Annotated in this window: 31 protein-coding genes and 1 riboswitch; of the genes, 18 read left to right on the top strand and 13 right to left on the bottom strand. The window is 64.0% G+C overall.

Annotated features, from left to right (window positions below):
• Positions 1-4: 4 nt before the first annotated feature.
• The 4 genes from RMN73_RS05380 to RMN73_RS05395 all read left to right on the top strand — a co-directional run bounded on the left by RMN73_RS05380 (position 5) and on the right by RMN73_RS05395 (position 2,407).
• Entirely contained in the window at positions 5-535 is a 531-nt protein-coding gene (locus RMN73_RS05380; RefSeq protein ID WP_309602279.1) for a DUF4402 domain-containing protein, read from the top strand.
• A gap of 65 nt (positions 536-600) precedes the next feature.
• On the top strand, positions 601-792 hold the full coding sequence (locus tag RMN73_RS05385; protein WP_309602280.1) for a zinc-finger domain-containing protein: 192 nt from the start codon (positions 601-603) through the stop codon (positions 790-792).
• Positions 789-2,207 carry a metalloprotease TldD gene (tldD, locus tag RMN73_RS05390; protein WP_309602281.1) on the top strand — a complete coding sequence of 473 codons (1,419 nt, stop codon included), beginning with the start codon at positions 789-791 and terminating at the stop codon, positions 2,205-2,207. Before RMN73_RS05385 ends, tldD begins: the two co-directional genes overlap by 4 nt.
• The gene (locus tag RMN73_RS05395; protein WP_309602282.1) at positions 2,204-2,407 is read left to right on the top strand and encodes a DUF2007 domain-containing protein; all 204 of its coding nucleotides are present in this window, start codon (positions 2,204-2,206) and stop codon (positions 2,405-2,407) included. Before tldD ends, RMN73_RS05395 begins: the two co-directional genes overlap by 4 nt.
• Here RMN73_RS05395 and RMN73_RS05400 read toward each other — a convergent pair.
• Genes RMN73_RS05400 through RMN73_RS05410 form a run of 3 tightly spaced genes read right to left on the bottom strand, consistent with a single transcriptional unit; the run spans position 2,404 to position 6,396 of the window.
• Entirely contained in the window at positions 2,404-2,817 is a 414-nt protein-coding gene (locus tag RMN73_RS05400; protein WP_309602283.1) for a TIGR01244 family sulfur transferase, read from the bottom strand. The genes RMN73_RS05395 and RMN73_RS05400 overlap by 4 nt on opposite strands.
• The gene (recQ, locus tag RMN73_RS05405) at positions 2,801-4,582 is read right to left on the bottom strand and encodes a DNA helicase RecQ (protein WP_309602284.1); all 1,782 of its coding nucleotides are present in this window, start codon (positions 4,580-4,582) and stop codon (positions 2,801-2,803) included. Before recQ ends, RMN73_RS05400 begins: the two co-directional genes overlap by 17 nt.
• Positions 4,579-6,396, bottom strand: coding sequence for an ABC transporter ATP-binding protein/permease (locus tag RMN73_RS05410; protein WP_309602285.1), 1,818 nt, complete (start codon positions 6,394-6,396; stop codon positions 4,579-4,581). The genes recQ and RMN73_RS05410 overlap by 4 nt, the downstream gene beginning before the upstream one ends.
• A 107-nt stretch (positions 6,397-6,503) precedes the next feature.
• On the opposite strand from RMN73_RS05410, the gene RMN73_RS05415 reads away from it, so the two are divergent.
• The 12 genes from RMN73_RS05415 (at position 6,504) to RMN73_RS05470 (ending at position 12,970) form a co-directional block, all read left to right on the top strand.
• Positions 6,504-6,752 carry a hypothetical protein gene (locus tag RMN73_RS05415; protein WP_309602286.1) on the top strand — a complete coding sequence of 83 codons (249 nt, stop codon included), beginning with the start codon at positions 6,504-6,506 and terminating at the stop codon, positions 6,750-6,752.
• A gap of 94 nt (positions 6,753-6,846) precedes the next feature.
• Positions 6,847-7,422 (top strand): 1-acyl-sn-glycerol-3-phosphate acyltransferase, encoded by a 576-nt coding sequence (locus RMN73_RS05420; RefSeq protein ID WP_309602287.1) that lies wholly within the window; start codon positions 6,847-6,849, stop codon positions 7,420-7,422.
• A gap of 292 nt (positions 7,423-7,714) precedes the next feature.
• Positions 7,715-7,900, top strand: coding sequence for a PspC domain-containing protein (locus tag RMN73_RS05425; RefSeq protein WP_309602288.1), 186 nt, complete (start codon positions 7,715-7,717; stop codon positions 7,898-7,900).
• Positions 7,901-7,974: 74 nt separating this feature from the next.
• Positions 7,975-8,127 carry a hypothetical protein gene (locus RMN73_RS05430; RefSeq protein WP_309602289.1) on the top strand — a complete coding sequence of 51 codons (153 nt, stop codon included), beginning with the start codon at positions 7,975-7,977 and terminating at the stop codon, positions 8,125-8,127.
• Positions 8,128-8,261: 134 nt separating this feature from the next.
• Positions 8,262-8,987: a transglutaminase-like cysteine peptidase gene (locus RMN73_RS05435; protein WP_309602290.1), complete on the top strand. Its 726-nt coding sequence runs from the start codon at positions 8,262-8,264 to the stop codon at positions 8,985-8,987.
• 33 nt (positions 8,988-9,020) lie between these two features.
• On the top strand, positions 9,021-9,539 hold the full coding sequence (locus RMN73_RS05440; protein ID WP_309602291.1) for a peroxiredoxin: 519 nt from the start codon (positions 9,021-9,023) through the stop codon (positions 9,537-9,539).
• Positions 9,540-9,610: 71 nt separating this feature from the next.
• Positions 9,611-10,114: a hypothetical protein gene (locus RMN73_RS05445; protein WP_309602292.1), complete on the top strand. Its 504-nt coding sequence runs from the start codon at positions 9,611-9,613 to the stop codon at positions 10,112-10,114.
• 105 nt (positions 10,115-10,219) lie between these two features.
• A complete protein-coding gene (locus RMN73_RS05450; RefSeq protein ID WP_309602293.1) occupies positions 10,220-11,098 on the top strand; it encodes a hypothetical protein in 879 nt (292 codons plus the stop codon).
• Between the two features lie 149 nt (positions 11,099-11,247).
• The gene (locus RMN73_RS05455) at positions 11,248-11,373 is read left to right on the top strand and encodes a hypothetical protein (RefSeq protein ID WP_309602294.1); all 126 of its coding nucleotides are present in this window, start codon (positions 11,248-11,250) and stop codon (positions 11,371-11,373) included.
• A gap of 96 nt (positions 11,374-11,469) precedes the next feature.
• Entirely contained in the window at positions 11,470-11,802 is a 333-nt protein-coding gene (locus tag RMN73_RS05460; RefSeq protein ID WP_309602295.1) for a zf-TFIIB domain-containing protein, read from the top strand.
• Between the two features lie 25 nt (positions 11,803-11,827).
• Positions 11,828-12,304, top strand: coding sequence for a YaiI/YqxD family protein (locus RMN73_RS05465; RefSeq protein WP_309602321.1), 477 nt, complete (start codon positions 11,828-11,830; stop codon positions 12,302-12,304).
• A gap of 9 nt (positions 12,305-12,313) precedes the next feature.
• Entirely contained in the window at positions 12,314-12,970 is a 657-nt protein-coding gene (locus tag RMN73_RS05470; protein ID WP_309602296.1) for a DUF2726 domain-containing protein, read from the top strand.
• Between the two features lie 149 nt (positions 12,971-13,119).
• Here RMN73_RS05470 and RMN73_RS05475 read toward each other — a convergent pair whose 3' ends face one another.
• The 4 genes from RMN73_RS05475 to thiC all read right to left on the bottom strand — a co-directional run bounded on the left by RMN73_RS05475 (position 13,120) and on the right by thiC (position 16,186).
• Complete coding sequence (locus RMN73_RS05475) at positions 13,120-13,668, bottom strand: carboxymuconolactone decarboxylase family protein (protein ID WP_309602297.1); 549 nt, start codon at positions 13,666-13,668, stop codon at positions 13,120-13,122.
• A gap of 113 nt (positions 13,669-13,781) precedes the next feature.
• On the bottom strand, positions 13,782-14,081 hold the full coding sequence (locus tag RMN73_RS05480) for an antibiotic biosynthesis monooxygenase (protein ID WP_309602298.1): 300 nt from the start codon (positions 14,079-14,081) through the stop codon (positions 13,782-13,784).
• Between the two features lie 63 nt (positions 14,082-14,144).
• Positions 14,145-14,321 carry a hypothetical protein gene (locus RMN73_RS05485; protein ID WP_309602299.1) on the bottom strand — a complete coding sequence of 59 codons (177 nt, stop codon included), beginning with the start codon at positions 14,319-14,321 and terminating at the stop codon, positions 14,145-14,147.
• Positions 14,321-16,186: a phosphomethylpyrimidine synthase ThiC gene (gene thiC, locus RMN73_RS05490; RefSeq protein WP_309602300.1), complete on the bottom strand. Its 1,866-nt coding sequence runs from the start codon at positions 16,184-16,186 to the stop codon at positions 14,321-14,323. The genes RMN73_RS05485 and thiC overlap by 1 nt, the downstream gene beginning before the upstream one ends.
• Positions 16,187-16,225: 39 nt before the next feature.
• Positions 16,226-16,353, bottom strand: a riboswitch (TPP riboswitch).
• 105 nt (positions 16,354-16,458) lie between these two features.
• On the opposite strand from thiC, the gene RMN73_RS05495 reads away from it, so the two are divergent.
• Entirely contained in the window at positions 16,459-17,409 is a 951-nt protein-coding gene (locus RMN73_RS05495; RefSeq protein WP_309602301.1) for a hypothetical protein, read from the top strand.
• 72 nt (positions 17,410-17,481) lie between these two features.
• Here the strand turns inward: RMN73_RS05495 and RMN73_RS05500 are convergent, their stop codons facing one another.
• Both RMN73_RS05500 and RMN73_RS05505 read right to left on the bottom strand, forming a co-directional pair.
• A complete protein-coding gene (locus RMN73_RS05500) occupies positions 17,482-17,979 on the bottom strand; it encodes an EF-hand domain-containing protein (protein WP_309602302.1) in 498 nt (165 codons plus the stop codon).
• A 32-nt stretch (positions 17,980-18,011) separates the two neighbouring features.
• Positions 18,012-18,482, bottom strand: a complete 471-nt coding sequence (locus tag RMN73_RS05505; protein WP_309602303.1) for an EF-hand domain-containing protein — start codon at positions 18,480-18,482, stop codon at positions 18,012-18,014.
• 131 nt (positions 18,483-18,613) lie between these two features.
• Between RMN73_RS05505 and RMN73_RS05510 the strand changes: the two genes are divergently transcribed.
• Complete coding sequence (locus RMN73_RS05510) at positions 18,614-18,784, top strand: hypothetical protein (RefSeq protein WP_309602304.1); 171 nt, start codon at positions 18,614-18,616, stop codon at positions 18,782-18,784.
• On the opposite strand, the gene RMN73_RS05515 is transcribed toward RMN73_RS05510, so the two are convergent.
• From RMN73_RS05515 to RMN73_RS05530, 4 genes are all read right to left on the bottom strand, one after another.
• Complete coding sequence (locus RMN73_RS05515) at positions 18,781-19,620, bottom strand: MipA/OmpV family protein (RefSeq protein WP_309602305.1); 840 nt, start codon at positions 19,618-19,620, stop codon at positions 18,781-18,783. The two genes, RMN73_RS05510 and RMN73_RS05515, sit on opposite strands and share 4 nt — an antisense overlap.
• 88 nt (positions 19,621-19,708) lie before the next feature.
• Positions 19,709-20,047 (bottom strand): ferredoxin FdxA, encoded by a 339-nt coding sequence (gene fdxA, locus RMN73_RS05520; protein WP_309602306.1) that lies wholly within the window; start codon positions 20,045-20,047, stop codon positions 19,709-19,711.
• Positions 20,048-20,080: 33 nt separating this feature from the next.
• Positions 20,081-20,347 (bottom strand): S4 domain-containing protein, encoded by a 267-nt coding sequence (locus RMN73_RS05525; RefSeq protein ID WP_309602307.1) that lies wholly within the window; start codon positions 20,345-20,347, stop codon positions 20,081-20,083.
• A gap of 1 nt (position 20,348) precedes the next feature.
• A partial coding sequence (locus RMN73_RS05530) for a helicase-related protein (RefSeq protein WP_309602308.1) occupies positions 20,349-22,332 on the bottom strand: 1,984 nt, incomplete at its 5' end.

The raw sequence follows: 22,332 nt of genomic DNA on the forward strand, positions 1-22,332 counted from the left end.
GAACATGCGCTTTAAATTTTGCCTCGCGGCCCTCGCCGCCACTACTGCCTTTGCAACGCCCGCTTTCGCTCAGTCCGTCACTGCATCGGCCACTGCCGAAGCGCGTGGGCTGGTGCTTCAGCCACTGACGCTGACCAAGGTCGATGATCTCGACTTCGGCACCGTCCTTGCCAGCACTGTCTTCGGCCAGGTTACGATTGACGCCGATACCGGCAACCGCACGTCGAGCGGCGGCGTGACCCAGGTCGCGTCGAACAACGGCCAGCGCGCATTGTTTGCCGGTGCCGGTACCGCTGGCCAGCTGGTCACGCTGACCTTGTCGCCGCCGACCGGCAGCGTGCTCGTCAGCACCACCAATCCGGCCGACACGGTCGTGATCAGCGATTTCGTGCTCGCCAATGCCAATGCCACCAGCCTGGCGATTGACTCGACCGGTTTCTTCCAGGTCGGAGTCGGCGGAACGTTCGACATTGCGGCCAATCAGCCGAACGGCTTCTACAAGGCGGATTTCAACCTCACCGCCGATTATCAATAAGGCGTTTCGTTTAATAAGACCCCACTCTTATTGAAGTGGCGGGGGGCGGTTGCTAGGTTAAGGCCATGCAACCGCCCCCCGAAGTCATTCGCACCCCCCATCAGCGCGTCGCTTGCGACGGCTCGGGCCAGGTACCCGCCGCGCTCGGCCACCCGCGCGTCTATCTCCATATCGATTCCGACCTTGGCTATGTCGATTGCGGCTATTGCGACCGCCGCTTCCTGCTCGAAGGCGGCCCGGCCGATACCGTTAAGTGAGCGATCCCCGCGCGTTCCTGTACCGGACGCTCGATCCGGAAGCCGCGCAGGCGCTCGCCGCGAAACATCTCGCGCGTCATGACGATGGCGAACTCTATCTCCAGTACAGCCTGAGCGAAGCGTTCGGGTTTGACGATGGCCGGTTGAAGACCGCCGATTATAATAATGCGTCGGGTTTCGGACTTCGCGGCGTGACCGGGGAAACCACCGCCTTCGCCCACGCCAATGAGATTAGCGCGGCGGCGATCGACCGTGCCGCCGCCACCCTGCGTCTGCTCGATCCGGCTACGACCTCGCCATCCGCGCCGCCGCCGCGTACCAATCAGGCAATGTACGGCGCCGACGATCCGCTGTCCGCCATCCCGTTCGCCGACAAGGTCCGCCTCTGCGCCGAGATTGACGCTGCGGCGCGCGCGCGCGATCCCAGGGTCGACCAGGTCAGCGTGTCGCTCGCGGCCAGCTGGAGCGTGATCGACATCGTCCGCGCCGACGGCTTCGTCGCCAGCGACGTTCGCCCGCTGGTGCGCCTCAACATCTCGATCGTCGCCAAGCATGGGGACCGCCGCGAAACCGGCTCGTTCGGCATTGGCGGGCGCTACCTGTACGGCCAATTGTTCGACCCCGCGACGTGGAACAGAGGGATCGACATGGCGCTCGCACAGGCGCTGGTGAACCTAGAATCGGTCCCTGCGCCGGCCGGCGAGATGCAGGTCGTGTGCGGCCCCGGTTGGCCCGGGATCCTGCTTCACGAAGCGATCGGTCATGGGCTCGAAGGCGATTTCAATCGCAAGGGCACGTCGGCGTTCTCGGGTCGGCTTGGGGAGCGGGTTGCCGCACCGGGCGTCACCGTGATCGACGAAGGCGCGATCCTGGGCCGGCGCGGGTCGCTGACGATCGACGATGAAGGCACCCCGACCGGCCGCACAATGCTGATCGAGGATGGCATTCTCAAGGGCTATTTGCAGGACCGATTGAACGCCCGGTTGATGGGGATGCAACCGACCGGCAATGGCCGCCGCGAAAGCTTTGCCCATGCGCCAATGCCGCGCATGACCAACACCTTCATGCTCGGCGGCGCGGACGATCCGGAGGAACTGGTCACCCGCGTCAAGGACGGCATTTACGCCAAGAGCTTCGGCGGCGGGCAAGTCGATATCACCAACGGCAAATTCGTTTTCTCCTGCACCGAGGCGTATCGCATCCGGAACGGCAAGATCGCCGAGCCGGTCAAGGGCGCAACCCTAATCGGCGACGGCCCGAGCGTGCTCACCCGGGTCACCGGAATCGGCAACGACCTCGCGCTCGATGAGGGCATCGGCATTTGCGGCAAGGGCGGCCAGTCGGTCCCGGCGGGGGTCGGACAGCCGACGTTGCTGATCGATGGGCTGACGGTGGGCGGCACCGCGACTGCATGATCGAGGTCGCGCGTTATTATTCTCCGGTGGAAGCCGACCTCGCCCGCTTATTGCTCGACAGCCACGGCATTCAGTCATTCCTCCTCGATACACAGATGAGCAACTTCTTCGGCGGGGCGATGACACCCGTCCGCTTGCTGGTCATCGAGGAAGATTTAAGCGAAGCGAGAACGATATTGGACGAGGATCATTCGGGTTAATCCCGCAACAAATGCGCCACCGGCGCCAAGCTGAACCCCGCCCCGTCGGCACAGCGATCCAGTTCGTCGCGCGCAACGCCATTCTCGCTTTGTGCCACCGCCCACGCCAGCGCCGATCGATTGCCCGAGCGGCAAAAGGCCACCATCTTGCCATCGCCGATTGCGCCAATCGCCTCGCGCATCGCCTCGACATCGGCCGGACCCATCCCACGGACGATCGGGATGTGGCGATACTCGAGCCCTGCTGCGGTCGTCGCGGCTTCGATTTCGGCGCTGCTTGGCTGGCCTTCATCTTCATTGTCGGGGCGATTGTTGACGATCATCGTCACCCCCAGATCCTTGATCGCATTGATCTCTTCGGGGGTGATCTGGCCGCAAACGAAGGTCTTGTCATCAAGCTGCCGTTGCATCGCCCGTCTCCATAAAGTGGGCAAGTGCTCCGAGCAGCGACTCGCCATGTCTCTCCAGCTTGGTATCGCCGATCCCGTCGATCACCGATAGCGCCTTCAAAGATGGCGGTTTTGCACCCGCCACCGCGCGCAACGTCGAATCGTGGAAAATGACGTACGGCGGGACCCCCATTTCCTTCGCCCGGTCGCGCCGCCACGCGCGCAATGCTTCGAATAATGGATCATGCGGCAGATGCTCGGTGCCGCGCTTGACCCGCCGCACCCGCTTGGGCGGCACCGCGATGATCAGCGACTCGCCGCCTTTCAGGATTGCCTTCGCCGCTGGCCCAAAGCTCAATCCGCCATAATCGTCGGCACGAAGCGCATCGCGCGCCTGCAGGCTCCGCGCCACCGGCCGTACCAGCGCCAGCTCGTCGGCGGTCATGATCCCGAACACCGACAGACTGTGATGCCCGAATTGCCGCACTTTCTCATTGCCATCGCCGCCCAGCACCGCCGCCAGATGCGCGATCCCGAACCGCATTTCGGTGCGGAACGCCGCGCTCAATAATTTGCGCGCCACGTCGGTGACGTCGATCGTCGCCGGCGGGTCGATGCAATTGTCGCAATTGCCGCAGGTCGCGGGCGGGGTCTCGCCAAAATGCCGCAGCAAGATCGCGCGGCGGCAGGTTGCGGCCTCGACGAACGCGGCCAGCATATTCAACCGGTCGCGCTCGGCCGGCCGGCGTTTGGCTTCGATCTCGGTTTCGATTCGCCGCCGTGCGCGGGCGAAATCCTCCGCCCTCCAATATAGCCACGCCTCAGCCGGGTCGCCGTCGCGCCCGGCGCGGCCGGTTTCCTGATAATAAGCCTCGATCGATTTGGGGATTCCGGCATGCGCGACAAACCTGACGTCGGGCTTGTCGATCCCCATCCCGAACGCCACCGTCGCCGCCATCACCATCTCTTCGGATTCGACGAACGCCGCCTGGTTGCGCTGGCGCACGGCGCCGTCGAGCCCGGCGTGATAGGCAAGCGCGCGCCGCTTCCCGCTGCTCAATTGCTCGGCCAGTTTCTCGGTAGCGTTGCGGCTGGTGGCATAGACGATGCCCGACCCCGGATGCTCGGCGAGCAGATTCTTGAGCTGGCTGCCGATCCCGTCGCGCGGACGGACATGATAGCGGATGTTGGGCCGGTCGAACCCGGCGACGATCAGGCCGTCGTCGGGAATGCCGAGCTGGACCAATATATCCTCGCGCGTCCGCCGGTCGGCGGTCGCGGTCAGCGCCAGTCTTGGCACATCGCGATGCTGGTCGAGCATCGGCAGCAGCAAGCGGTAATCGGGGCGGAAGTCATGCCCCCATTCGCTGACGCAATGCGCCTCGTCGATCGCGAACAAGGCAATCTCGGTCTCTTCGAGCAAGCGCTGGAAGTCGCCGGTCGTCGCCCGCTCGGGTGCGACATAGAGCAAGTCGAGCTGCCCATCCTGCAATGAATCGCGGATCTTGCGCGGATCCTCGCTCAGGCTGGTCAGCGCCGCCGCCCTTATCCCGAACGCCTCGGCGCTTCGCACTTGGTCATGCATCAACGCGATCAATGGCGAGATGACGATCCCGGTTCCGGCCCGCGCCAGCGCGCCAAGCTGATAGGTCAACGACTTGCCCGCGCCGGTCGGCATCACCGCCAGCGTGTGTTGTCCGTCTACCGCCCGCTCGACCACGTCGCGCTGGACGCCGCGAAACGCCGAGAAACCGAACCGCTCGTGGAGCAACGCCTCAAGGCTCATTCGGCGATGTCCTCCATTTCCCGCTCCGCCGCCTGCCGCATCCACAGTTCGGCATAGAGCCCGCCCTTCGCCAGTAATTCGCCATGCGTCCCGCGTTCCGCCACTTGGCCCTCGTCGAGCACCACGATCTGGTTGGCGCCGACGATGGTCGACAATCGGTGCGCGATGACAATCGTCGTCCGTCCCTTGGTCGCGCCGTCGAGCGTCGCCTGGATCGCTTCCTCGGTCCGGCTGTCGAGCGCGCTGGTTGCCTCGTCGAGGATCAGGATTGGCGGATCCTTGAGCAGGGTGCGCGCGATCGCCACGCGCTGCTTCTCGCCGCCCGACAATTTGAGCCCCCGCTCGCCGACCATCGATTCATATCCATTGGGTAATGCGGCGATGAACCCGTCGATCGCTGCGCCCTTGGCGGCGGCCTCGACCTCATCCTGCCCCGATCCATCGCGGCCATAAGCAATGTTGTACCCGATCGTGTCGTTGAACAGCACGGTGTCCTGCGGCACGATCCCGATCGCCCCGCGCAAGCTGTCCTGCGTGATCGTTGCAATATCCTGCCCGTCGATCATGATGCGGCCATCGGTTGGATCGTAAAAGCGGTAGAGCAATCGCGCGAGCGTCGACTTGCCCGCCCCCGATGGCCCGACCACCGCGCAGCTGGTCCCGGCCGGAACGTCGATCGTAACGCCTTTCAGGATGATCCGTTCAGGTTCATAGCCAAACGCCACATCCTCGAACCGCACCCGCCCGTCGCTGACCAGCAGCGCGCCCGCCCCCGGTGCATCAACGATCTCGGCCGGCGTATCGAGCAGGATGAACATCTGCTCCATGTCGATCAGCCCCTGCTTGATCGACCGATAGACCCAGCCGAGCATGTCGAGTGGCCGGAACAGCTGCATCAGCAGGCTGTTGACCAGCACAACGTCACCCGGGGTGAATTTTCCGGCACTCCAGCCCCAGACGGTGAACCCCATCGCGCCCGCCATCATCACATTGGTGATCAGGCTCTGCCCGATATTGAGCCACGCCAGGCTGGTTTCGTTGCGCACGGCTGCGCGAGTGAAAGCACCGATTGCCTGGTCGTATCGTCCCGCCTCGCGCTCTTCGGCGCCGAAATATTTGACCGTTTCGTAATTGAGCAGGCTATCGACCGCGCGTCCGATCGCCTGATTGTCGACTTCGTTCATCTCGCGCCGCAATGCATTGCGCCAGTCGGTCACCCAGCGCGTAAAGGCGATGTAGATCGCGACCATCGCCAGCGTCGCGATCACCAGCCCGGGCCCGAACTTGATGTAGAAAATGACGCAGATCGCGATCAATTCGATGATCGTCGGGGCAATGTTGAACAGCAGGAAATACAGCATCATGTCGATGCTTTTGGTCCCGCGCTCGACGATCTTGCTCAAGCTGCCGGTGCGCCGCTCAAGGTGGAAGCGAAGGCTGAGCGAATGGATGTGGCGGAACACCCGCGCTGCCAGCCGCCGCGCCGCGTCCTGCCCGACTTTCTCGAAAATGGCATTGCGCAGATTGTCGGCCAACACGGCCCCGAACCGGGCGGAGGCATAAGCCACCACCAGCATCGCCACTGCGGCGAACACCGCCGTGTCGCCCGACATGGCGTCGACCACGGCTTTGTACGCGAACGGCATGATCAGCGAGATCGCCTTGCCCGCCAGCACCAGCACCACCGCGACCACCACCCGCAGCTTCAGCTCGGGTTCGCCATTGGGCCACAGCATCGGCAGGAAGCGCCACAGGATCGCGAAGCTGCCCTTGTCCTTGGGCAGTTCTTCGGTGGCGGCAAAGGAAGTGTCCATCATGCAACAGGTAGGGGGCCGCGTGAGGCTCCGCAATGAAATCGACGAACCGATTGGAACCGGGCGTTAATTTCGCGGGTTACGCATTTATCATCACGGAGAGTGAAATGGGTCCGATCGGTTATGTCATTGCAATCCTCGGCTGTGCCGATGGCGGCGCGTCATGCCAGACGGTTGCCACCCTCGCTCCGCGTTACGAAAGTGCGGCGCAATGCGCTGCGGCGCGCAATGGCGCACTCGACGCCAATGCCGATCTCGATTTCCCAATGCTGATGGCGCAATGCCAAAAGTCGAGTGCGCATCCGGCATCGGCGAAAACAGCGCCGCGCAATCCGGTTGACGCTACGGCCGCTTAAGGCCGCACCCTTCTCCAGCACTGGACACGATGTTCCATGCGGCGCATTCGGCATCGCGATGCGGGATTTGATTAGACCAGGCGACTTGCCGGTAATGAGCCGGCCCGCGCGGGTCGTGCTCTGGCTGCTCCTGCAATGGTATGTCCGCACCGGCTGGAAAGCGATCGGCACCATTCCGCCGGATCGCAAACTGATCATCATGGGTGCGCCACACACCAGCAATTGGGACTTTCCGGTGTTCCTGGGCACCGTCAATGCGGTCGGGCGCCAAGCCCGGTTTATCGGCAAGAGCAGTCTGTTCAAAGGGGCCGTCGGACGATTCATGCGCGCCCTCGGCGGGGTTCCGGTCAATCGCGGCATTCCGCAGGATACCGTCAGCCAGATTGTCGACCAGATCGCCGCAAGTGACGACTTCCTGCTCATCGTCGCCGCCGAAGGAACCCGTTCGCGCACCACCAAGTGGAAAACCGGCTTCTACCAGATCGCTCTGAAGGCAAAGGTGCCGATCATCTGCGCTGGCCCCGATTATCCGAACAAGCGCGGTATCTTTGGTCCCGTGATTCATCCGACCGGGAACTATGATCGCGACATGGCCCCGGCCTTCGCTTTCTTCCGTACACTCAGCCCGCGTTATCCCGAGCGATCGGCCTTCCCCGACGACCCGGCTTAGCAAATTATACCAATTTGTGGTGTGATATCGCTGGCGCAATCTACCAGATTGTCCCGTGTTCCACTGTTTTCATTGCACATTCTTCAATTGGCACGCTCCCTGCATTGATTGATGCATCACCCATCGCGGGTGTCAAAAAGGGAGAAGTCAAATGTTGATGTCACTCGTTCCGGTTCGCCAGGCCGCCGTCTCGTTCGCGGGCGCTTTCGTCTGCGCCATGCTGTTCGTCAGCGCCGCCGTCGGCCCGTTGCCGCTCGTCTAACCACCGCCTTTCCAACCCAAGGACTTTCCAATGAACGGACGTTTCATTCTCAATCCCCAGCAGGGCAAGGTCATGGGCGTCGCCTCGGGTCTCGCCGACTGGACGGGCATCGATGTGCTGATTTTCCGCCTCGCGCTGATTGTGGGGACGCTCATCACCGGCCCAGTCGTCATCCTGCTGTATATCCTTACCGGCTGGCTCGCCGCCGATCGCTAGCCGGATCGCCCCTACCCGACTGACCGGAAGCCGGTTATGATCGACCAACGATCGGCTGATTGAGGGAGATGGTTATGGAGCGGCAGGGCGACGAGGTTCATGTCACCGAGACCGAGGCCAGTGGCGGATCGCAGCCGCATGTCGTCCGCTATGTGCTCGGTATCTCCTTGTTGCTGGTGGTCGGTTTGATGTCGCTGGTCTGGATCATCGGCTCGACCACGCGCTAATTGGCCAACAGCGTCGATAGTTGCGGGTTTGCAACAACCCATCGCTTAAAAAATGCACACCGACGTTAACCTATTCCGTTAACGGGAACGCGCGGCCAGCCTTGGCGTCTTGAGGGGAAACTCAGGGAGCCAAGATGACATTTTCCAGGCCACGCCGCGTCTTGCTCGCGATTAGCTGCGCGTTTTCGGCCTGTTGTGCCCTCGTCAGCCCAATCCATGCCCAGACCGTGATCGGCGCGGCCTCTACACCCGACCGCTTCAATCGCCTGCGCGACTATGCAGCGCGGCCTTACATTTCCAACCCACCTGTCAGCCCCGACGTATTCGGCACTGCAGCGGTTGGCGCCGGGGTTACTTTCTACGACGCACGCTTCCGCCGCGTGTCGCTCGCCGATAAGCACGATGCCAGCGTGCTGGCGATTGCCGACATGGTGCGCGGCCTTGATCCTGCCGCGCAACTTGCCGCAGTTCAGAGCGAAGTGCTCCGCCGGGTCAAATGGTCGCACGATCTCGACAATATGCGGGTTGCCGACTTCTGGTCCAATGCCGGCGAAACCTTGGCCCGCGGCACAGGCGACAGTGAAGATATTGCGATCGTCGAGATGCAGGTGCTCAAGGCCGCCGGATTCGATCCGCGCGATCTGTACATCAGCATCGGTCGGCAGAAACCGGTCGGCGCGCATATCGTGTTGCTGGCCCGCACCCCGGCCGGCTTCACCATGCTTGACGATCGCCTTGGTGTTCCAATGTCGGCGCAGGGCAACCGCTTGTTCACCCCGGTGCTGACCATCGGCCAAGGCAAAAGCTGGGTTCACGGCCGCCGCGTCGGGGGCATGGCGCTTCACGCCAGCGCACGCTAGTCTGCCATCCTTCACCGCGAAGGAAGTTCGACCATGCGCAAGCTGCTGACTGCACTCACCCTGGCGCTTGTCGCCGCTCCTGTTTCCGCCGCCCTCAAGCCCGGCGCACGCGCGCCCAATTTCGTGACCATTGGCGCAATTGGCGGCAAACCGTTCAAACTCGACCTCAGCGAACAGCTTCGCCACGGCCCGGTGGTGCTGTATTTTTATCCCAAGGCGTTCACTTCGGGCTGCACGCTCGAGGCGCATGCGTTCAGCGTGGCAATCCCCGATTTCACCAAGGCCGGTGCACGGGTGATCGGGATGAGTGCCGACAATCTCGAGACGCTCAAGAAATTCTCGGTCGAAGCCTGCCGCAACGCCTTTCCGGTGGCGACCGCCGATAAGAAGGTGATCAAGGCCTATGACGTCGCGATCCCGGTCGTCGGCCTGTCCAACCGCACCAGCTATGTCATTGCCAAGGACGGGCGGATCGTAATGGTCCACAGCGAAATGGACTGGAAGGACCATGTCACCAAGTCGCTCGCCGCCGTGCGGGCGCTGAAGCGCTGATCGCGGTCGCGGTCGCGGTTTTTTAACCAGTTCGACGCTACCTTCCCCGGGATCTGCGGGGAGTGATTGTCATGCGTTTCGATCGGGTCGGCTCGATTTGCCTTGCCACATTGCTGCTTGCCGCTTGCGGGAAGGGCGAAGTCTATGACCGCCCGCTCGACCAGGTCCGCGACCTGCTGCGCACGGTTGAAATGCCGATGTACGTCTTCGGCAGCAGCGCCGATACCGACGCGATCATCGATTCCTCCGATCCGGCCAGGATCGTGTGGAAAATCAAGGCCAATGGCAGCAATGTGATGAAAGTCATCGCCACGATCGAACCCGAAGGCGAGGCCAGGACCCGCGTCAATGTCGAGATCGAGGGCTCGAACGAAGGCAAGTATGGCGACGTCGAAGGTCGCTTCAAGCAACTTCCCGGGCTCAAGAACATGTATCTGGTGACGATGAAGGAAGCGGTGGATTCGACGCTCGATGGCCGCCGCTTCGACATCACCGTAACCTATCCGGCGATGATGGCGGCAACGATGGCCAATGCCAAACAACTCTTCCCCAAAAGTCACTCGGAGCATCGTTAACAGCCCCTGATTTGAGCGCTTCAACGCAGGATCCGCCTCGATTCATCGGAAACGAAGGCACCACAATCGAGGCTGGCCGGTTGGTTGGTCATGATGAACATGCACTTGAAAAATCGTTCGGGCCTCGCCGCGATTGCCGCAGCCACTGCCTTCTTTACCACCCCCGCGCTGGCGCAAGACGCCACACCGGTCGCTGCTGAAACTGCGCCGATCGTCGCTGACGCCCCGCTGCCCAGCGAACCAGCCCCCGCGCCGGAAGCAACCGCCGACACGCTGGCCCCCGCGCCAGTGGCCCCCGCCACGACGCGGACCGCCAAGGCAACCCGGCCAGCCACCGCTGCAACCCGCAGCACTGCGCCGGTTCGCACCATCGCTCGCCCTGCGCCGGTCACGCCGATCGCAGCCCCGGTCGCTGCAACGCCGGCTCCGGTTGAGGCCCCCGCCGATCCGGCGATGGTTGCGCCGTTGCCCGAGCCAGTCCTCGCCGCACCGATTGCGCCGGTCGACTCGATGACCAGCAACGACATGTTGCCGATTGCCGGTGCTGCCGGGCTTGGCATTCTCGCGCTTGCCGGAGCAGGATTTGCGATGCGTCGCCGCCGCCGCGATGACGATGTCGTTGTCGAAGAGAAGATGGTCGAGCCGGAATTTGTTGCTGAAGCGCCAATCGCCACTGCGCCGATCTCGGCCTTTGCCTGGGGTGACAAGCCGTCGGTCGCGGCGCCAGTGGCAGCACCGACCGGACTGAGCCGGATCGAGGCCGCCAAGCGCGGGCCGACGCCGGACAATCCGTCAAACTCGCTCAAGAAGCGCTTGTCGCGCGCCGCTTTCTTCGACCAGCGCGAACGTGCGGTGGCCGCCGGGACCGCGGTTCCGGTCTCGCCGATGGCCGGCTTGCCCAAGCGGATCGTCCGCGACGACCAGCCGACTCGCACGGCGCCCGCGCTGGGCATGGGCTTCAACCGCCGCTTCCAGCCGGCATAAGCTTCCCGCGAGCCTGCCTGATGCAGGCCAGTACCAGTCCGCACCGCCGTCCTTCGCAAGAGGGGCGGCGGTGTCGTCTTGGCCGCGCGCCGGAAACGCGATAGGCTTGGCACCAAGGGCATTTCGCCCGGCAGATGAGGAGCGAGCATATGGCCAAGGGACAGATGAAATCGAGCAAGGAAGCGCGCAAGCCGAAAGCCGAGAAAAAGAAGACCATTGCCGCCAATCCGTCGACCAAGACCGGATCGAGCGGGCTGGAGAATTTGAAGAACTGAGCCGCGCTGGTTGAGCGGTCGAATGATCGCGGCGGCCCTTGCGTCGGCCGCCGCCGATCCCATGTTGGATGACCCGCACCACAGGAGACGCTCATTATGTCCCATGCCTCCGGCCCGATGGCCTGCCCCAACGACGGCGCCACGCTCGTGATGAGCGAGCGCTCGGGGATCGAGATCGACTATTGCCCAACCTGCCGCGGGGTTTGGCTCGATCGCGGCGAGCTCGACAAGATCATCGAACGCAACGCCGCCGACAGCGCCCCGGCGCCCCAGGCAGCCGTGCCCCCGTCAGCTCCGCAGCAGCATGCGCCGCCGCCGCACCAGCAGCAGCAACCGTGGGGCCAGCCGCAGCAGCCTTATGGCGGGCAGGGCTATGGCCAAAAGCCGTACAAGCGCCGCAAGGGCTTCCTCGAGGAATTGTTCGACTAGGGTGAGCGAAGCACCGCTCAGCCCCATCCGCATCCTGGTCGATGCGGATGCCTGCCCGGTCAAGGACGAGGTGTACCGCGTCGCGTTTCGCCACGCGGTGCCGGTTAGGATTGTGTCCAACGCCCGGATGCGGATCCCCGATCATCCCTTGATCGAGCGGATAGTGGTAAGCGATGCGTTCGACGCCGCCGACGACTGGATCGCCGAGGCCGCCACCTCGCGCGACGTGGTGATCACCGCCGACATCCTGCTCGCCGACCGCTGCCTCAAGGCCGGGGCGACGGTGATCGGCGGCAATGGCAAGATGTTCACCACCGCCAGCATCGGCAGCGCGATCGCGAACCGCGCGATCATGGCCGATTTGCGCGCCGGCGGCGACCAGATCGGCGGCCCGGCGGCATTCACTAAAGCCGACAAAAGCCGCTTCCTCCAGGCGCTCGACGAGGCGCTGGTAAGGCTGGCACGGGGGCCTGTTAACGACTCGGCTCACCCAACGCGCTAAATTACCTTAATGCCGCCCGAGATTCTCGCCTTGCTCGACAAGCCCGTTTCCTTGTTTCTCCTGCTGCTTGTCGGCGGGATAGCTGGGATTGCGATTGAACGGTTCCTCGCGCGCCAGCGCCGCGACACGTGGCGGGCGAGAAACAAGGATCGATGGCGCACGAAGGGCCGTGGCGGGGACGCCGCGACCGGGCCGTGGTCGCAGAAGGTCAATCCGGTTACGGCCAAGACACTCGATTCCGCCGATCAACTGCGAATTGTGATCGGTGCAGACTTTGGGGTCCAACCGCTGCTCAACAATAGCGAGGTGAGGCTATTCAAGGAGCTCGACCGGCTGGTAATCGCGCGCCATCCGGATTGGCAGGTCATGGCGCAAGTCAGCCTGGGCGAGATCCTGCGGACCAAGGACAAGGTCGCCTACGCGTGTGTCAATTCAAAGCGGGTCGACCTGCTGTTAGTCGACGGCGATTGCAACGCACGGCACGCGATCGAATATCAGGGTGGTGGTCATTATTTGACCGACGCGGCAGCTCGGGACGCGGTCAAGAAGGAAGCATTACGCAAGGCCGGCATTGGCTATCATGAGGTCGTCGCAGGGCACACGACGCTCAAGGACTTGAGAGCGCTGGTAGATAAATTGGTGCCGGTTGGGACGGATCGCACCTAGCCGAATTCCGGCGAATTGTTTGTAGGCCCAGACAGGTCTCTGCTGCGCTCGGCCCCTTTTCAGGATAGGCGGCGGGATGGGCGCGGCGGGAGCGGGTGTGTGGGCGGACGACTGCTGGCTTACCGGGGTCCCACCCCGCCACCCCCACCCTATCCCGTAACACTCGCCCCCTCAGCCAACCCCGGCAGCGCGCACGCCGCATCCACCCCCAACACATGCGTGGCGCGGCCGAAGCCGATCCAGCCGGCGGCGCAATAGGTCAGGTCGACGATCTCGGCGTCGCTGAGCGCGGCCTTGAGCTCGGTCCATAATGGCTCATCGGCGGCGAGGCCTTGCGGGTCGTTGCTCATCCGCTGGACAAAGCGCACCGCGATCGCCTCGCGCGGATCGAGGACTGAAAAATCGTCGGCCAACACCGCGCGATAGAAATCCTCGTCGGGGTCGGTGCCCGCCGTCCCCTCGCCCGCGCTTATTCCGAGCAGATAGGAATCGCGCCCGGTGCGCCAGTCGCGGCACACGGTGCAGCCATTGATCGCGGCAATCGCGATCCGAGCCGCCTCGAACAAGCGCCGCGGCAGGATCGAGTGGCGGTAGGTGGCGACCGAAAACGCCCCGGCGGCGGCAAGCAGGTCGGGCGCGTAACGGCTGGCGAGATTGGGCATCGCCTCACCCGGCGGCTGATCATAAGCGACTCGCATGGGGCACCTCCTGGCTGGTCTAGCGACGGAGCGTAAGCGGCGCGCGGGCGCGGGGCAAATGTGGGGTGGGGCGAACCGCGAGGGGTGGCAGAGGGGGCGGGGAGCGCCGCTTGCTAAACCCCCGCCGCGACGCATTTGCGGGGGACGAAGCCCGCCGCGCCGCCCTCGAGCAGCCCCGCCGCCGCAGCGAGCACCCCGGTCTCGCTGCGCCAGGCGAGGTAGCGATCGTAATGATCGTGGCTGACCCATTGTTCGGTCAGGATGATCGTGTCGCGGGCAGGATCGAGCCACGAGTCGAGGCCGAGGCAGCCGTCATAGGCGCGGGTGTCGGGCAGCACCGCCTTGAGCGTGGCGGTCAGCTCGTCGAGCTTACCCGGGGCAGCGTGGAATTCGGCGATGACGGTGACGGGCATGGCGGCTGGTCCTTTGGCTGTACGCGGTTGAACACTTTAGTCATGGGCGCGATGCGGCGGGGGTTATTCGGTTGTACTCGTCTTTGGCGCCGGCTTCTTGGCCAGATGTGCGGCGATCTGGCGGTCGAGTTCGGCGATCCGCTGACGCTCGGCCGAGACGCTGGGCAGGCCCTTGAGGCGGCAGGTCGCCCACAAGGTCCGGCGTTCGGATTCGAGCGATTTGAGATAGAGGTCGGCCATCAGTCGTGCTCGCGCCCGCCGGCGCCGATGTACAGCTCGTTGCCGCCGTCGCGGTAGCGCTGGGACATCTGGGCCATGCCGGCTTCGGCTTCCTCGACCGCGATCGATTGCTCGATCGGGGCATTCTGCTTCGCCGCGAAATCCCTGACCTCTTGGCTGATCTTCATGCTGCAGAACTTCGGGCCGCACATGCTGCAGAAGTGGGCCGACTTGGCGCCCTCCGCCGGCAGTGTCTGGTCGTGATATTGTTCGGCGGTGTCGGGGTCGAGCGACAGGTTGAACTGGTCGCGCCAGCGGAAGTCGAAGCGGGCGCGGCTGAGCGCATCGTCGCGCAGTTTCGCGGCGGGGTGGCCCTTGGCGAGATCGGCGGCGTGGGCGGCGAGCTTGTACGTCACCACCCCGACCTTGACGTCGTCGCGGTCGGGCAGGCCGAGATGCTCCTTCGGCGTGACGTAGCAAAGCATCGCGGTGCCATACCAACCGATCATCGCCGCGCCGATGCCGCTGGTGATATGGTCATATCCGGGCGCGATGTCGGTCGTCAGCGGCCCCAAGGTGTAGAACGGCGCTTCGCCGCACACCGCGAGCTGCTTCTCCATATTCTCCTTTATCTTGTGCATCGGGACATGGCCCGGCCCTTCGATCATGACCTGCACATCGCTCGCCCAGGCGCGCTTGGTCAGCTCGCCCAATGTGTAAAGCTCGGCGAATTGCGCCTCGTCATTGGCGTCGGCGATGCTGCCGGGGCGCAGGCCGTCGCCGAGGCTGTAGGCAATGTCATAGGCCTTCATAATCTCGGTGATTTCGTCGAACCGCTCGTAGAGGAAGCTCTCCTGGTGATGCGCGAGGCACCATTTGGCCATGATCGATCCGCCGCGCGACACGATCCCGGTGACCCGCTTAGCGGTCATCGGGACGTAGGGCAGGCGCACCCCGGCGTGGATGGTGAAGTAATCGACGCCCTGCTCGGCCTGTTCGATCAAGGTGTCGCGATAGACTTCCCAGGTGAGGTCCTCGGCCACGCCGCCGACCTTCTCGAGCGCCTGATAAATGGGGACGGTGCCGATCGGCACGGGCGAATTGCGGATGATCCACTCGCGCGTGTCGTGGATATTGCGGCCGGTGGACAAGTCCATGACGGTGTCCGCGCCCCAGCGGATCGACCAGACCATCTTGTCGACCTCGGCCGCGACGTCGGACGCGACGGCGGAGTTGCCGATGTTGGCGTTGATCTTGACCAGGAAGTTGCGGCCGATCGCCATTGGTTCGGATTCGGGATGGTTGATGTTGTTGGGGATGATCGCGCGGCCGCGGGCGATTTCGGAGCGGACGAATTCGGGCGTGACAAAATCGGGGATGGCGGCGCCGAAGCTCTCGCCATCGCGGACATAGTCGCGCAGCATCTCGCGCCCGATATTCTCGCGCGTCGCGACATATTCCATTTCGGGGGTGATGATGCCGCGGCGGGCGTAATGCATCTGGCTGACGTTGGCGCCGGCCTTGGCGCGAAGCACGCGTCTTCGGACGTTGGGGAAGGGGGCGACCCCGCCCGACCGGTCCGGGCCGAGCTGGCCATTGTCTTCGGGGCGGGACTCTCTCGCGGCAATTTCCTCGACATCGCCGCGCCCGCGGATCCAGTCGCGGCGCAGCTCGGCGAGGCCGGCGTTGATGTCGATCGTGATCGCCGGGTCGGTGTAGGGGCCCGACGGATCGTAGACGTTGAGTGGAGGCTCACCCGCCGACGCTTCGAGATCGATGGCGCGCATCGCCACCTTCAACGGACCAACATGGATCTTGCGTGATCCCCGGATCGGGCCGGTGGTCACCGTCGGTGCTGCGGTAATGCGGGGATCGATATCGGCCATGAGTCTCTTCTCCAATACGGAAGGGACGCGGCGCGCGCTTCCCTTCCTACGCCGGTGTCAGCCGGATCAGGTTCGACGGGTCGCTTGCTCGTGCAAGCCTCTCAAGCGCCGTCCAAGGAACCCATCAAAATATTAGTTTGATGGGAACCCGAGCGCTCCCCCGGGGATGGCGTTCGTCTAGGCCATTGCACGGCTTCTGTCGATTGGTCGAAATCCGGGCGACGCGGACCCGCTGGCGGCGTATCAATGGCCTTCCACAGGGGAGTTTTGCCATGACCCGAGTTTGCCTGTCCGCCTTGATCGCCGCGGTGACCCTCGCCACCCCGGTTGGTGCCCAGATCGGGGTACGCGCATCGACCGCTGCCCCTTCCGGGGCGCAGAACAACGACGATGCGATCATCGTCCAGGGCCGCAAGAAGGAGCTCGCGCAGGCGCTTCGCCAGCTGATCAAACCGTCGGGCGGGGCCGAGCAATTGGCGCGGTTCGAGGAAGATGTCTGCCCATTGGTCGCTGGCATGCCGCGCGACTGGACTGCCGTGATGACCCGGATGATCCGCGCCAATATCGTCGCGGTTGGCGGCAAGGTCGCCCGCAACGAGGCCGGCCGCAAATGCACCGTGAATGCGGTGGTGATCTTCATCGACCAGCCATTGGAACTGATCAAGGCACTGGCCGAGGCCGAGCCTGGATTCTTCACCATGACCCCGCGCGAACTGGCCCAATTCACCGCCGCCCCGCGCGCGGTGTCGAGCTGGCATGTGACCGACACCCGCGACCGCGACGGGCAGGAACTGGCTAGCATGGGGTCGATGACTGCCGGGAGCGCGGGCGGAAGCGTCCCCACCGACGCCAAGATCGTCCGCCAGGCTTCGGCCAGCCGGCTCTATTCCACCATCCGCGAGGACATGCTGACCGGGTTCGTGGTGATCGACCGGCAGCAGACCATCGGCAAGTCGCTTCGCCAACTGGCCGACCTGGCGACGATGCATTTGCTGCTCGACGTCAAGGTCGACGCCGGGACCCGCGATCCGGGATCGATCCTGTCGCTGTTCGAGCCCCGCGGTGGTGGCGCACTTACCCCGCGCGGTTTCTCGCGGTTCGACAAGGGCGCGCTGACGGGTTTCTACACCCAGCGCGAGAATAACCGCACCGCCGCCCAACAACGCGAGAATATCGCCGAAGCGATCCGCCGCGGCGCGGGCGACGACAAAGACAAGAAATAGCGCAAAAAAGGGCCGGACGATCGCTCTCCCGGCCCGTTTTTCAAATCGGCGAATGTTTGACTGAAACAGCCTCTAGCGTCGGGCGCCGGCCGCTTTCTGTTCGGCGACGCTCAGCACGCCATCTTTATTGCCGTCGGCGCGATCAAATTGCGACATGGCGGGGGCGCGATTCTCGGCCAGGCTGACCTTGCCATCCTTGTTGGTATCGAACCGGCCGAGAACGGCGGCGGTATCGGTCTTGACCGGCGCGCCGCTGACCGGGGCGTTGAATTCGGCCAGGGTCAATGCGCCATTATTGTCCTTGTCGAGCCGCTTGAACAAGGCCTCGCGTTGCTTGAGCACGATCGACTTCTGGGCGTTGAATTCCCTTACCTGGACCGCTTCCAGCTCGACGCGGTCGGCAAACCCGTCCTTGTTGGCGTCGGCCGCGACGAACACCGAATCGACGCGTTGCATAAACGCCGTGCGCGGGATCGGTTGTGGCGCATTGGCGGCGGGGGCGGCCTGTGCGGCGAGCGGGGCCAGCGGGGCCGAACTGAGCATCAGGATCATTGCGAAACGAGTGGACACATTATTTCTCCGAAAAAAGATTGATTGATTGATTATCGGACGACGCCGGCGGCTTTCATTTCAGCCACGGTGACGACGCCGTCTTTGTCGGTGTCGATCTGGTCGAAATAGCCAAGCTTGCCGCCGCGATGTTCGATCAGGCTGATCGTGCCATCCTTGTTGCCGTCGAGTTTGGCGATCAATGGCCGGCCATCGGCGGGCGCGGTGCCGGTGACCAATTTCATGAATTCGGTCGGGCTGATCTGGCCATTCTTGTCGACGTCGAGCTGGGTAAAGGTCGCCTGCGCCCGGGCTCGCGCATTGGCAAGCGCCAGCGCACGGTCGAAAACCTCGATCTCGGCGCGGGTGACCTTGCCATTCTTGTCGGCATCCATCTTGCCGAACTCCTGGTCCATGGTCGTGATGTAGGTCGCACGCGGGACGTTGTCATTGCCTTGCGCGGTCGCCGCGCTGCCGAGCGAAACAGCAAGCATCGCAGCGGAAATGACGGTTCGAATGATCACGCAGCGCTCCCTAAAGTAAATCAACATTTCCGCAAGTTTGCCACTGCTTGCCGCCGTGGGGAATAGCATCGCTCCATGACTGCGGCGATGTTGCGCAGGCATGAATGGCCGACTCGGGAAGGTATCAAATCGTGCGGCGCCTGACGCGGGCGACCTATGACGGGGCTTATGCCGGCGCGTTGATGCTCGGCGCGATAATCGGCGACAATATGGTGTTCACCGCCGGTGTCAGTCACGGCTTCAACAAGGGCGGCACCTCGGCGGTGTCGTCCTGTTCGCTGTCCGGTCATGGTCGACCTTAGAAGGTGTAGGCCAGCCCCAGCGCGGCCTGCCATTGCGACCGCGAGCCGCGGTCGTCGACGATCGGCGAGTCGGCGATGCTGCCGACGATCCGGCTGTAACTACCCGCGCCGAAGATCGACAGGCCGTGGGTCAGGTCACCGGTGATCGACTGGTTGATCAGCGTGCTGAGCTTCCAATTCTTCATTCCGCCATGTGGATTGTCGGCCGGAAGGCCCGCGATAAATCCCTCGGCCGGGGAAATTCCGTAATAATAATCGGCATAGCGGTTGCTGACGAAATCGGCCGACAGCGACGCCCCGATATAGGTCCGCTTCGACAAGGGCGTGCCAAAGTCGATGTTGGGAGTGACGATCGTCGATTCATGCGCATTGCCAATGTCGTGGACGACATCGAGGCGGATGCTCAGCGCGTCATACGGGTTGGTCAGCCCGTGGAAGGTCACCCCGGCGAAGCCGCCGACCTCGAACGCGGTCTTGCGATTGGGCAAGGCGTCGACGAAATCATCCTTGGTATGGTTGATGCGCTCGCGCCGTACACCGACGATCGGCCCGGCATCGAAATCGATCCCGCTGGTCGGGCGGCGGACGACGTCGAGGTAGAGATAGGTGCCGCGGCTGAAGAAGCTCATCCCGCTGACGCGCCCGCGGATCGCCCCGAACGGGGTGAACTCATAATCGTTCGACCCTTCGTAATCGGGAACCAGGGCACCGCCGGCGGCGATGGTGAAGGTGTCCGACTGATCGTTGGGATTGGGCAAAGTGGGATCGGCCGCAGTCTGGGCGAGCGCTGGCATGGCGGCGATAAGCGCGATAAGCGCCGTGGCGGTGCGAAGCATAAGTTTTCCCCTGTTGAACAATAGAGGGCTTAACCCAAATCAGCTTTTAGGCCAAGCCGCCGATCGATCGGCGCGCCGACGCTGGCGATCAGTCGCCTTCGCCCGGATCGGGAGAGAAATATTTGTCAAACTTGCCCTCCTCGCCCTTATGCTCGTCGGCGTCGGCGGGACTGTCCTTCTTGCGCGTGATGTTGGGCCAGTTGGCGGACATCGACGTGTTGAGCTCGAGCCATTTTTCCTGACCGTTCTCGGTATCGGGGAGGATCGCCTCGGCCGGGCATTCGGGCTCGCATACCCCGCAATCGATGCATTCGTTAGGGTTGATGACGAGCATATTCTCGCCCTCGTAGAAGCAGTCGACCGGGCACACCTCGACGCAATCCATATATTTGCATTTGATACAGGCGTCGGTGACGACATAAGTCATGGTCGAACAAGCTCCCTAAGATTTGCCCAGTGGCTAAGTCGGCGCGCCGGTAACGTCAATCTCCCGATAGGCGCAGCGCGCTTCCGACGGTGGGCCGCGGCGGTCGGGATGGGCGATCACCTCGATGATCCTGACATCGCCGCGAAGGGGTAGCGCGATGATGCTGCCGAGCTTGACCGGCTCGCTCGGCTTGAGGGCGCGCTTGCCGTCGATGCGGATGTGCCCCGCCTCGACCAGGCTCTGCGCCAAGGTGCGGCTTTTGACCAGCCGGATGCAGTGCAGGAAGCGATCGATCCGCAAGCTAGCGCTGCTTGAGATCGGCCAGCGCGGCGAAGGCGTTGCCGGGGCGCAGGGGTTCGGCGGGAAGGTAGCGGCGGGCGGGTCGGGTGCCGCGCCACTTCCAGGCGCTGCCGGCCGGAATGAAACCGATTTCGGCCATCAATTTGGTCACCGTGGGCGGATCCAGGCCAAGGCTGGTAACCAGCGCTGGATCGATCAGGTCAGCTGCACCCGACTGGCGCGCGGCATAAGCGTGGGCAGCGATTCGGTCGGCCAGGTCGACGCGCAGCCAGGTCGTGCCGAAGCGGCGATAAGCAAGGCCCGCCCCGCGCGGATCGGCGATTCCGTCGAGTGTCGCCGCGCCGGGGTTGGGCAGGCGCGGCATCGGTTGACCACCACGAATCGCGAGCAACGCCGCGCGCCAGCGAACCGCATTGGGCTTGAGCAAGGCGGGGACGAACAAATCGAGCGCACCGAGCCTGAGGTGGTGGCGGTGGAGCGACTGGCGGTCGGCCTTGTCGAGCGCTGCAATCTGCCCGGCGATGGCGCGGCGCGGGAGCAGTCCGCCGGCGTCGGTCATCATCGCCGCCAGTGCACGCACCCCGGGGGTAACCTGTTTGTCCGACGCGGCGCGGGCGAGCTGTTTCAGCGCGCCGACATGGCGGTCGAGCTCGGCCTCGATCCAGCGTTCTAGCCGCACTCGAAGCTCGGCGCGGCGCGGGGCCGACAGGCGGTCGAGCGCGCGGACGGTGCGCACGGCGGGTTCGATCAACGAGCGGCCGGTGGCGAGGCGGGCGAGCACATAAGTCTCCCACCCGATCGCCAGCCCGCCATTGTCCTCGACCATTAGATGAAACGCAGCGTCGGGCGCGTCGAGCAACGCCTTTGCGCGCCGGTCGAGCTCATCGCCCAGCCGCCGTTCGGCCGCCGCCAGCAGCATCCGTTTGTCGGCGTGGCGCGCGGACGGATCGACGGTGAAGTCGAACCCCGCGAGATGCCCGATCGGCTCAGGGCCGACACTGACTTCGCCATCGGCGGCGACGGTGATTGGCAAGGCATCGGCCCCTCGTGCACCAATATCGCGGATCAGCACGGCGGTGCGGCGATCAACGAAGCGCTGGGTCAAGGCGGCGTGGAGCGAATCGGACAATCGCCCCTCGACCTGCCGGGTCCGCTCGGCCCATTTGGGCGGGTCCTTCAGCCAGTCCGATCTTTGCGCGATGTAGGCCCAGCTGCGCACCCCGGCGAGCCGGTCGGCCAGCGCCTCGATATCGCCATTCACATTGTCGAGCCGCGCGACCTCGGCGGCGAACCATTCGTGCGGGATATGCCCGCCTTCGCCGATGTAGCTGTACAAGCGCCGTACCATTCGCGCGTGGTGCATTGGGCCGACCTTGCGGAAATCTGGCAGGCCGCAGGTCGCCCACAGTCGCCGCGCGGCTATCCCCCGCCGCGCCGCAATCGCCGGATCCTCGGCCAGCATCTTGAGTACGGCAAGGTCGATCGCCAGCGGGGCCGAGCGCAATAAGGGGTCGTCGCTCTTGGCCTCCAGGCTGGCGATCAACGCTCCGGTATCGGTGAAATCGAGCTCGGAACTGCGCCAGTACAAATGGTCCAGCGAGCGGAAGCGATGATCCTCGATCGCGGCGATCTCGGCCTCGCTGAACGCCGGGCCATTGTCACCGCCAAGCCCAAGGGTGCCGAACGTCCCGTCCTTCTGGTGCCGACCGGCGCGACCGGCGATCTGCGCCATTTCGGGGATTGTCAGCCGCCGGTCGCGGTGGCCGTCGAATTTGTCGAGGCCGGCGAAGGCAACATGGGTGACGTCCATGTTGAGGCCCATGCCGATGGCGTCGGTGGCGACAAGGTAATCGACCTCGCCGCGCTGGAACATCGCCACCTGGGCATTGCGCGTGGCGGGCGACAATGCCCCCATCACCACTGCCGCCCCGCCCTTAAAGCGGCGCAGCATCTCGGCGATCGCATAAACCTGCTCGGCGCTGAAC

The sequence above is a fragment of the Sphingomonas sp. genome, assembly GCF_031372575.1.
Lineage (GTDB): Bacteria > Pseudomonadota > Alphaproteobacteria > Sphingomonadales > Sphingomonadaceae > Sphingomicrobium.

Bases quoted from the DNA above. Each gene is read 5' to 3' on its own strand.
- RMN73_RS05380 (WP_309602279.1), top strand. From the start codon at position 5: ATGCGCTTTAAATTTTGCCTCGCGGCCCTCGCCGCCACTACTGCCTTT.
- RMN73_RS05385 (WP_309602280.1), top strand. From the start codon at position 601: ATGCAACCGCCCCCCGAAGTCATTCGCACCCCCCATCAGCGCGTCGCT.
- RMN73_RS05395 (WP_309602282.1), top strand. From the start codon at position 2,204: ATGATCGAGGTCGCGCGTTATTATTCTCCGGTGGAAGCCGACCTCGCC.
- RMN73_RS05400 (WP_309602283.1), bottom strand. From the start codon at position 2,817: ATGCAACGGCAGCTTGATGACAAGACCTTCGTTTGCGGCCAGATCACC.
- recQ (WP_309602284.1), bottom strand. From the start codon at position 4,582: ATGAGCCTTGAGGCGTTGCTCCACGAGCGGTTCGGTTTCTCGGCGTTT.
- RMN73_RS05410 (WP_309602285.1), bottom strand. From the start codon at position 6,396: ATGGACACTTCCTTTGCCGCCACCGAAGAACTGCCCAAGGACAAGGGC.
- RMN73_RS05415 (WP_309602286.1), top strand. From the start codon at position 6,504: ATGGGTCCGATCGGTTATGTCATTGCAATCCTCGGCTGTGCCGATGGC.
- RMN73_RS05420 (WP_309602287.1), top strand. From the start codon at position 6,847: ATGAGCCGGCCCGCGCGGGTCGTGCTCTGGCTGCTCCTGCAATGGTAT.
- RMN73_RS05425 (WP_309602288.1), top strand. From the start codon at position 7,715: ATGAACGGACGTTTCATTCTCAATCCCCAGCAGGGCAAGGTCATGGGC.
- RMN73_RS05430 (WP_309602289.1), top strand. From the start codon at position 7,975: ATGGAGCGGCAGGGCGACGAGGTTCATGTCACCGAGACCGAGGCCAGT.
- RMN73_RS05435 (WP_309602290.1), top strand. From the start codon at position 8,262: ATGACATTTTCCAGGCCACGCCGCGTCTTGCTCGCGATTAGCTGCGCG.
- RMN73_RS05440 (WP_309602291.1), top strand. From the start codon at position 9,021: ATGCGCAAGCTGCTGACTGCACTCACCCTGGCGCTTGTCGCCGCTCCT.
- RMN73_RS05445 (WP_309602292.1), top strand. From the start codon at position 9,611: ATGCGTTTCGATCGGGTCGGCTCGATTTGCCTTGCCACATTGCTGCTT.
- RMN73_RS05455 (WP_309602294.1), top strand. From the start codon at position 11,248: ATGGCCAAGGGACAGATGAAATCGAGCAAGGAAGCGCGCAAGCCGAAA.
- RMN73_RS05460 (WP_309602295.1), top strand. From the start codon at position 11,470: ATGTCCCATGCCTCCGGCCCGATGGCCTGCCCCAACGACGGCGCCACG.
- RMN73_RS05470 (WP_309602296.1), top strand. From the start codon at position 12,314: ATGCCGCCCGAGATTCTCGCCTTGCTCGACAAGCCCGTTTCCTTGTTT.
- RMN73_RS05475 (WP_309602297.1), bottom strand. From the start codon at position 13,668: ATGCGAGTCGCTTATGATCAGCCGCCGGGTGAGGCGATGCCCAATCTC.
- RMN73_RS05480 (WP_309602298.1), bottom strand. From the start codon at position 14,081: ATGCCCGTCACCGTCATCGCCGAATTCCACGCTGCCCCGGGTAAGCTC.
- RMN73_RS05485 (WP_309602299.1), bottom strand. From the start codon at position 14,321: ATGGCCGACCTCTATCTCAAATCGCTCGAATCCGAACGCCGGACCTTG.
- thiC (WP_309602300.1), bottom strand. From the start codon at position 16,186: ATGGCCGATATCGATCCCCGCATTACCGCAGCACCGACGGTGACCACC.
- RMN73_RS05495 (WP_309602301.1), top strand. From the start codon at position 16,459: ATGACCCGAGTTTGCCTGTCCGCCTTGATCGCCGCGGTGACCCTCGCC.
- RMN73_RS05515 (WP_309602305.1), bottom strand. From the start codon at position 19,620: ATGCTTCGCACCGCCACGGCGCTTATCGCGCTTATCGCCGCCATGCCA.
- fdxA (WP_309602306.1), bottom strand. From the start codon at position 20,047: ATGACTTATGTCGTCACCGACGCCTGTATCAAATGCAAATATATGGAT.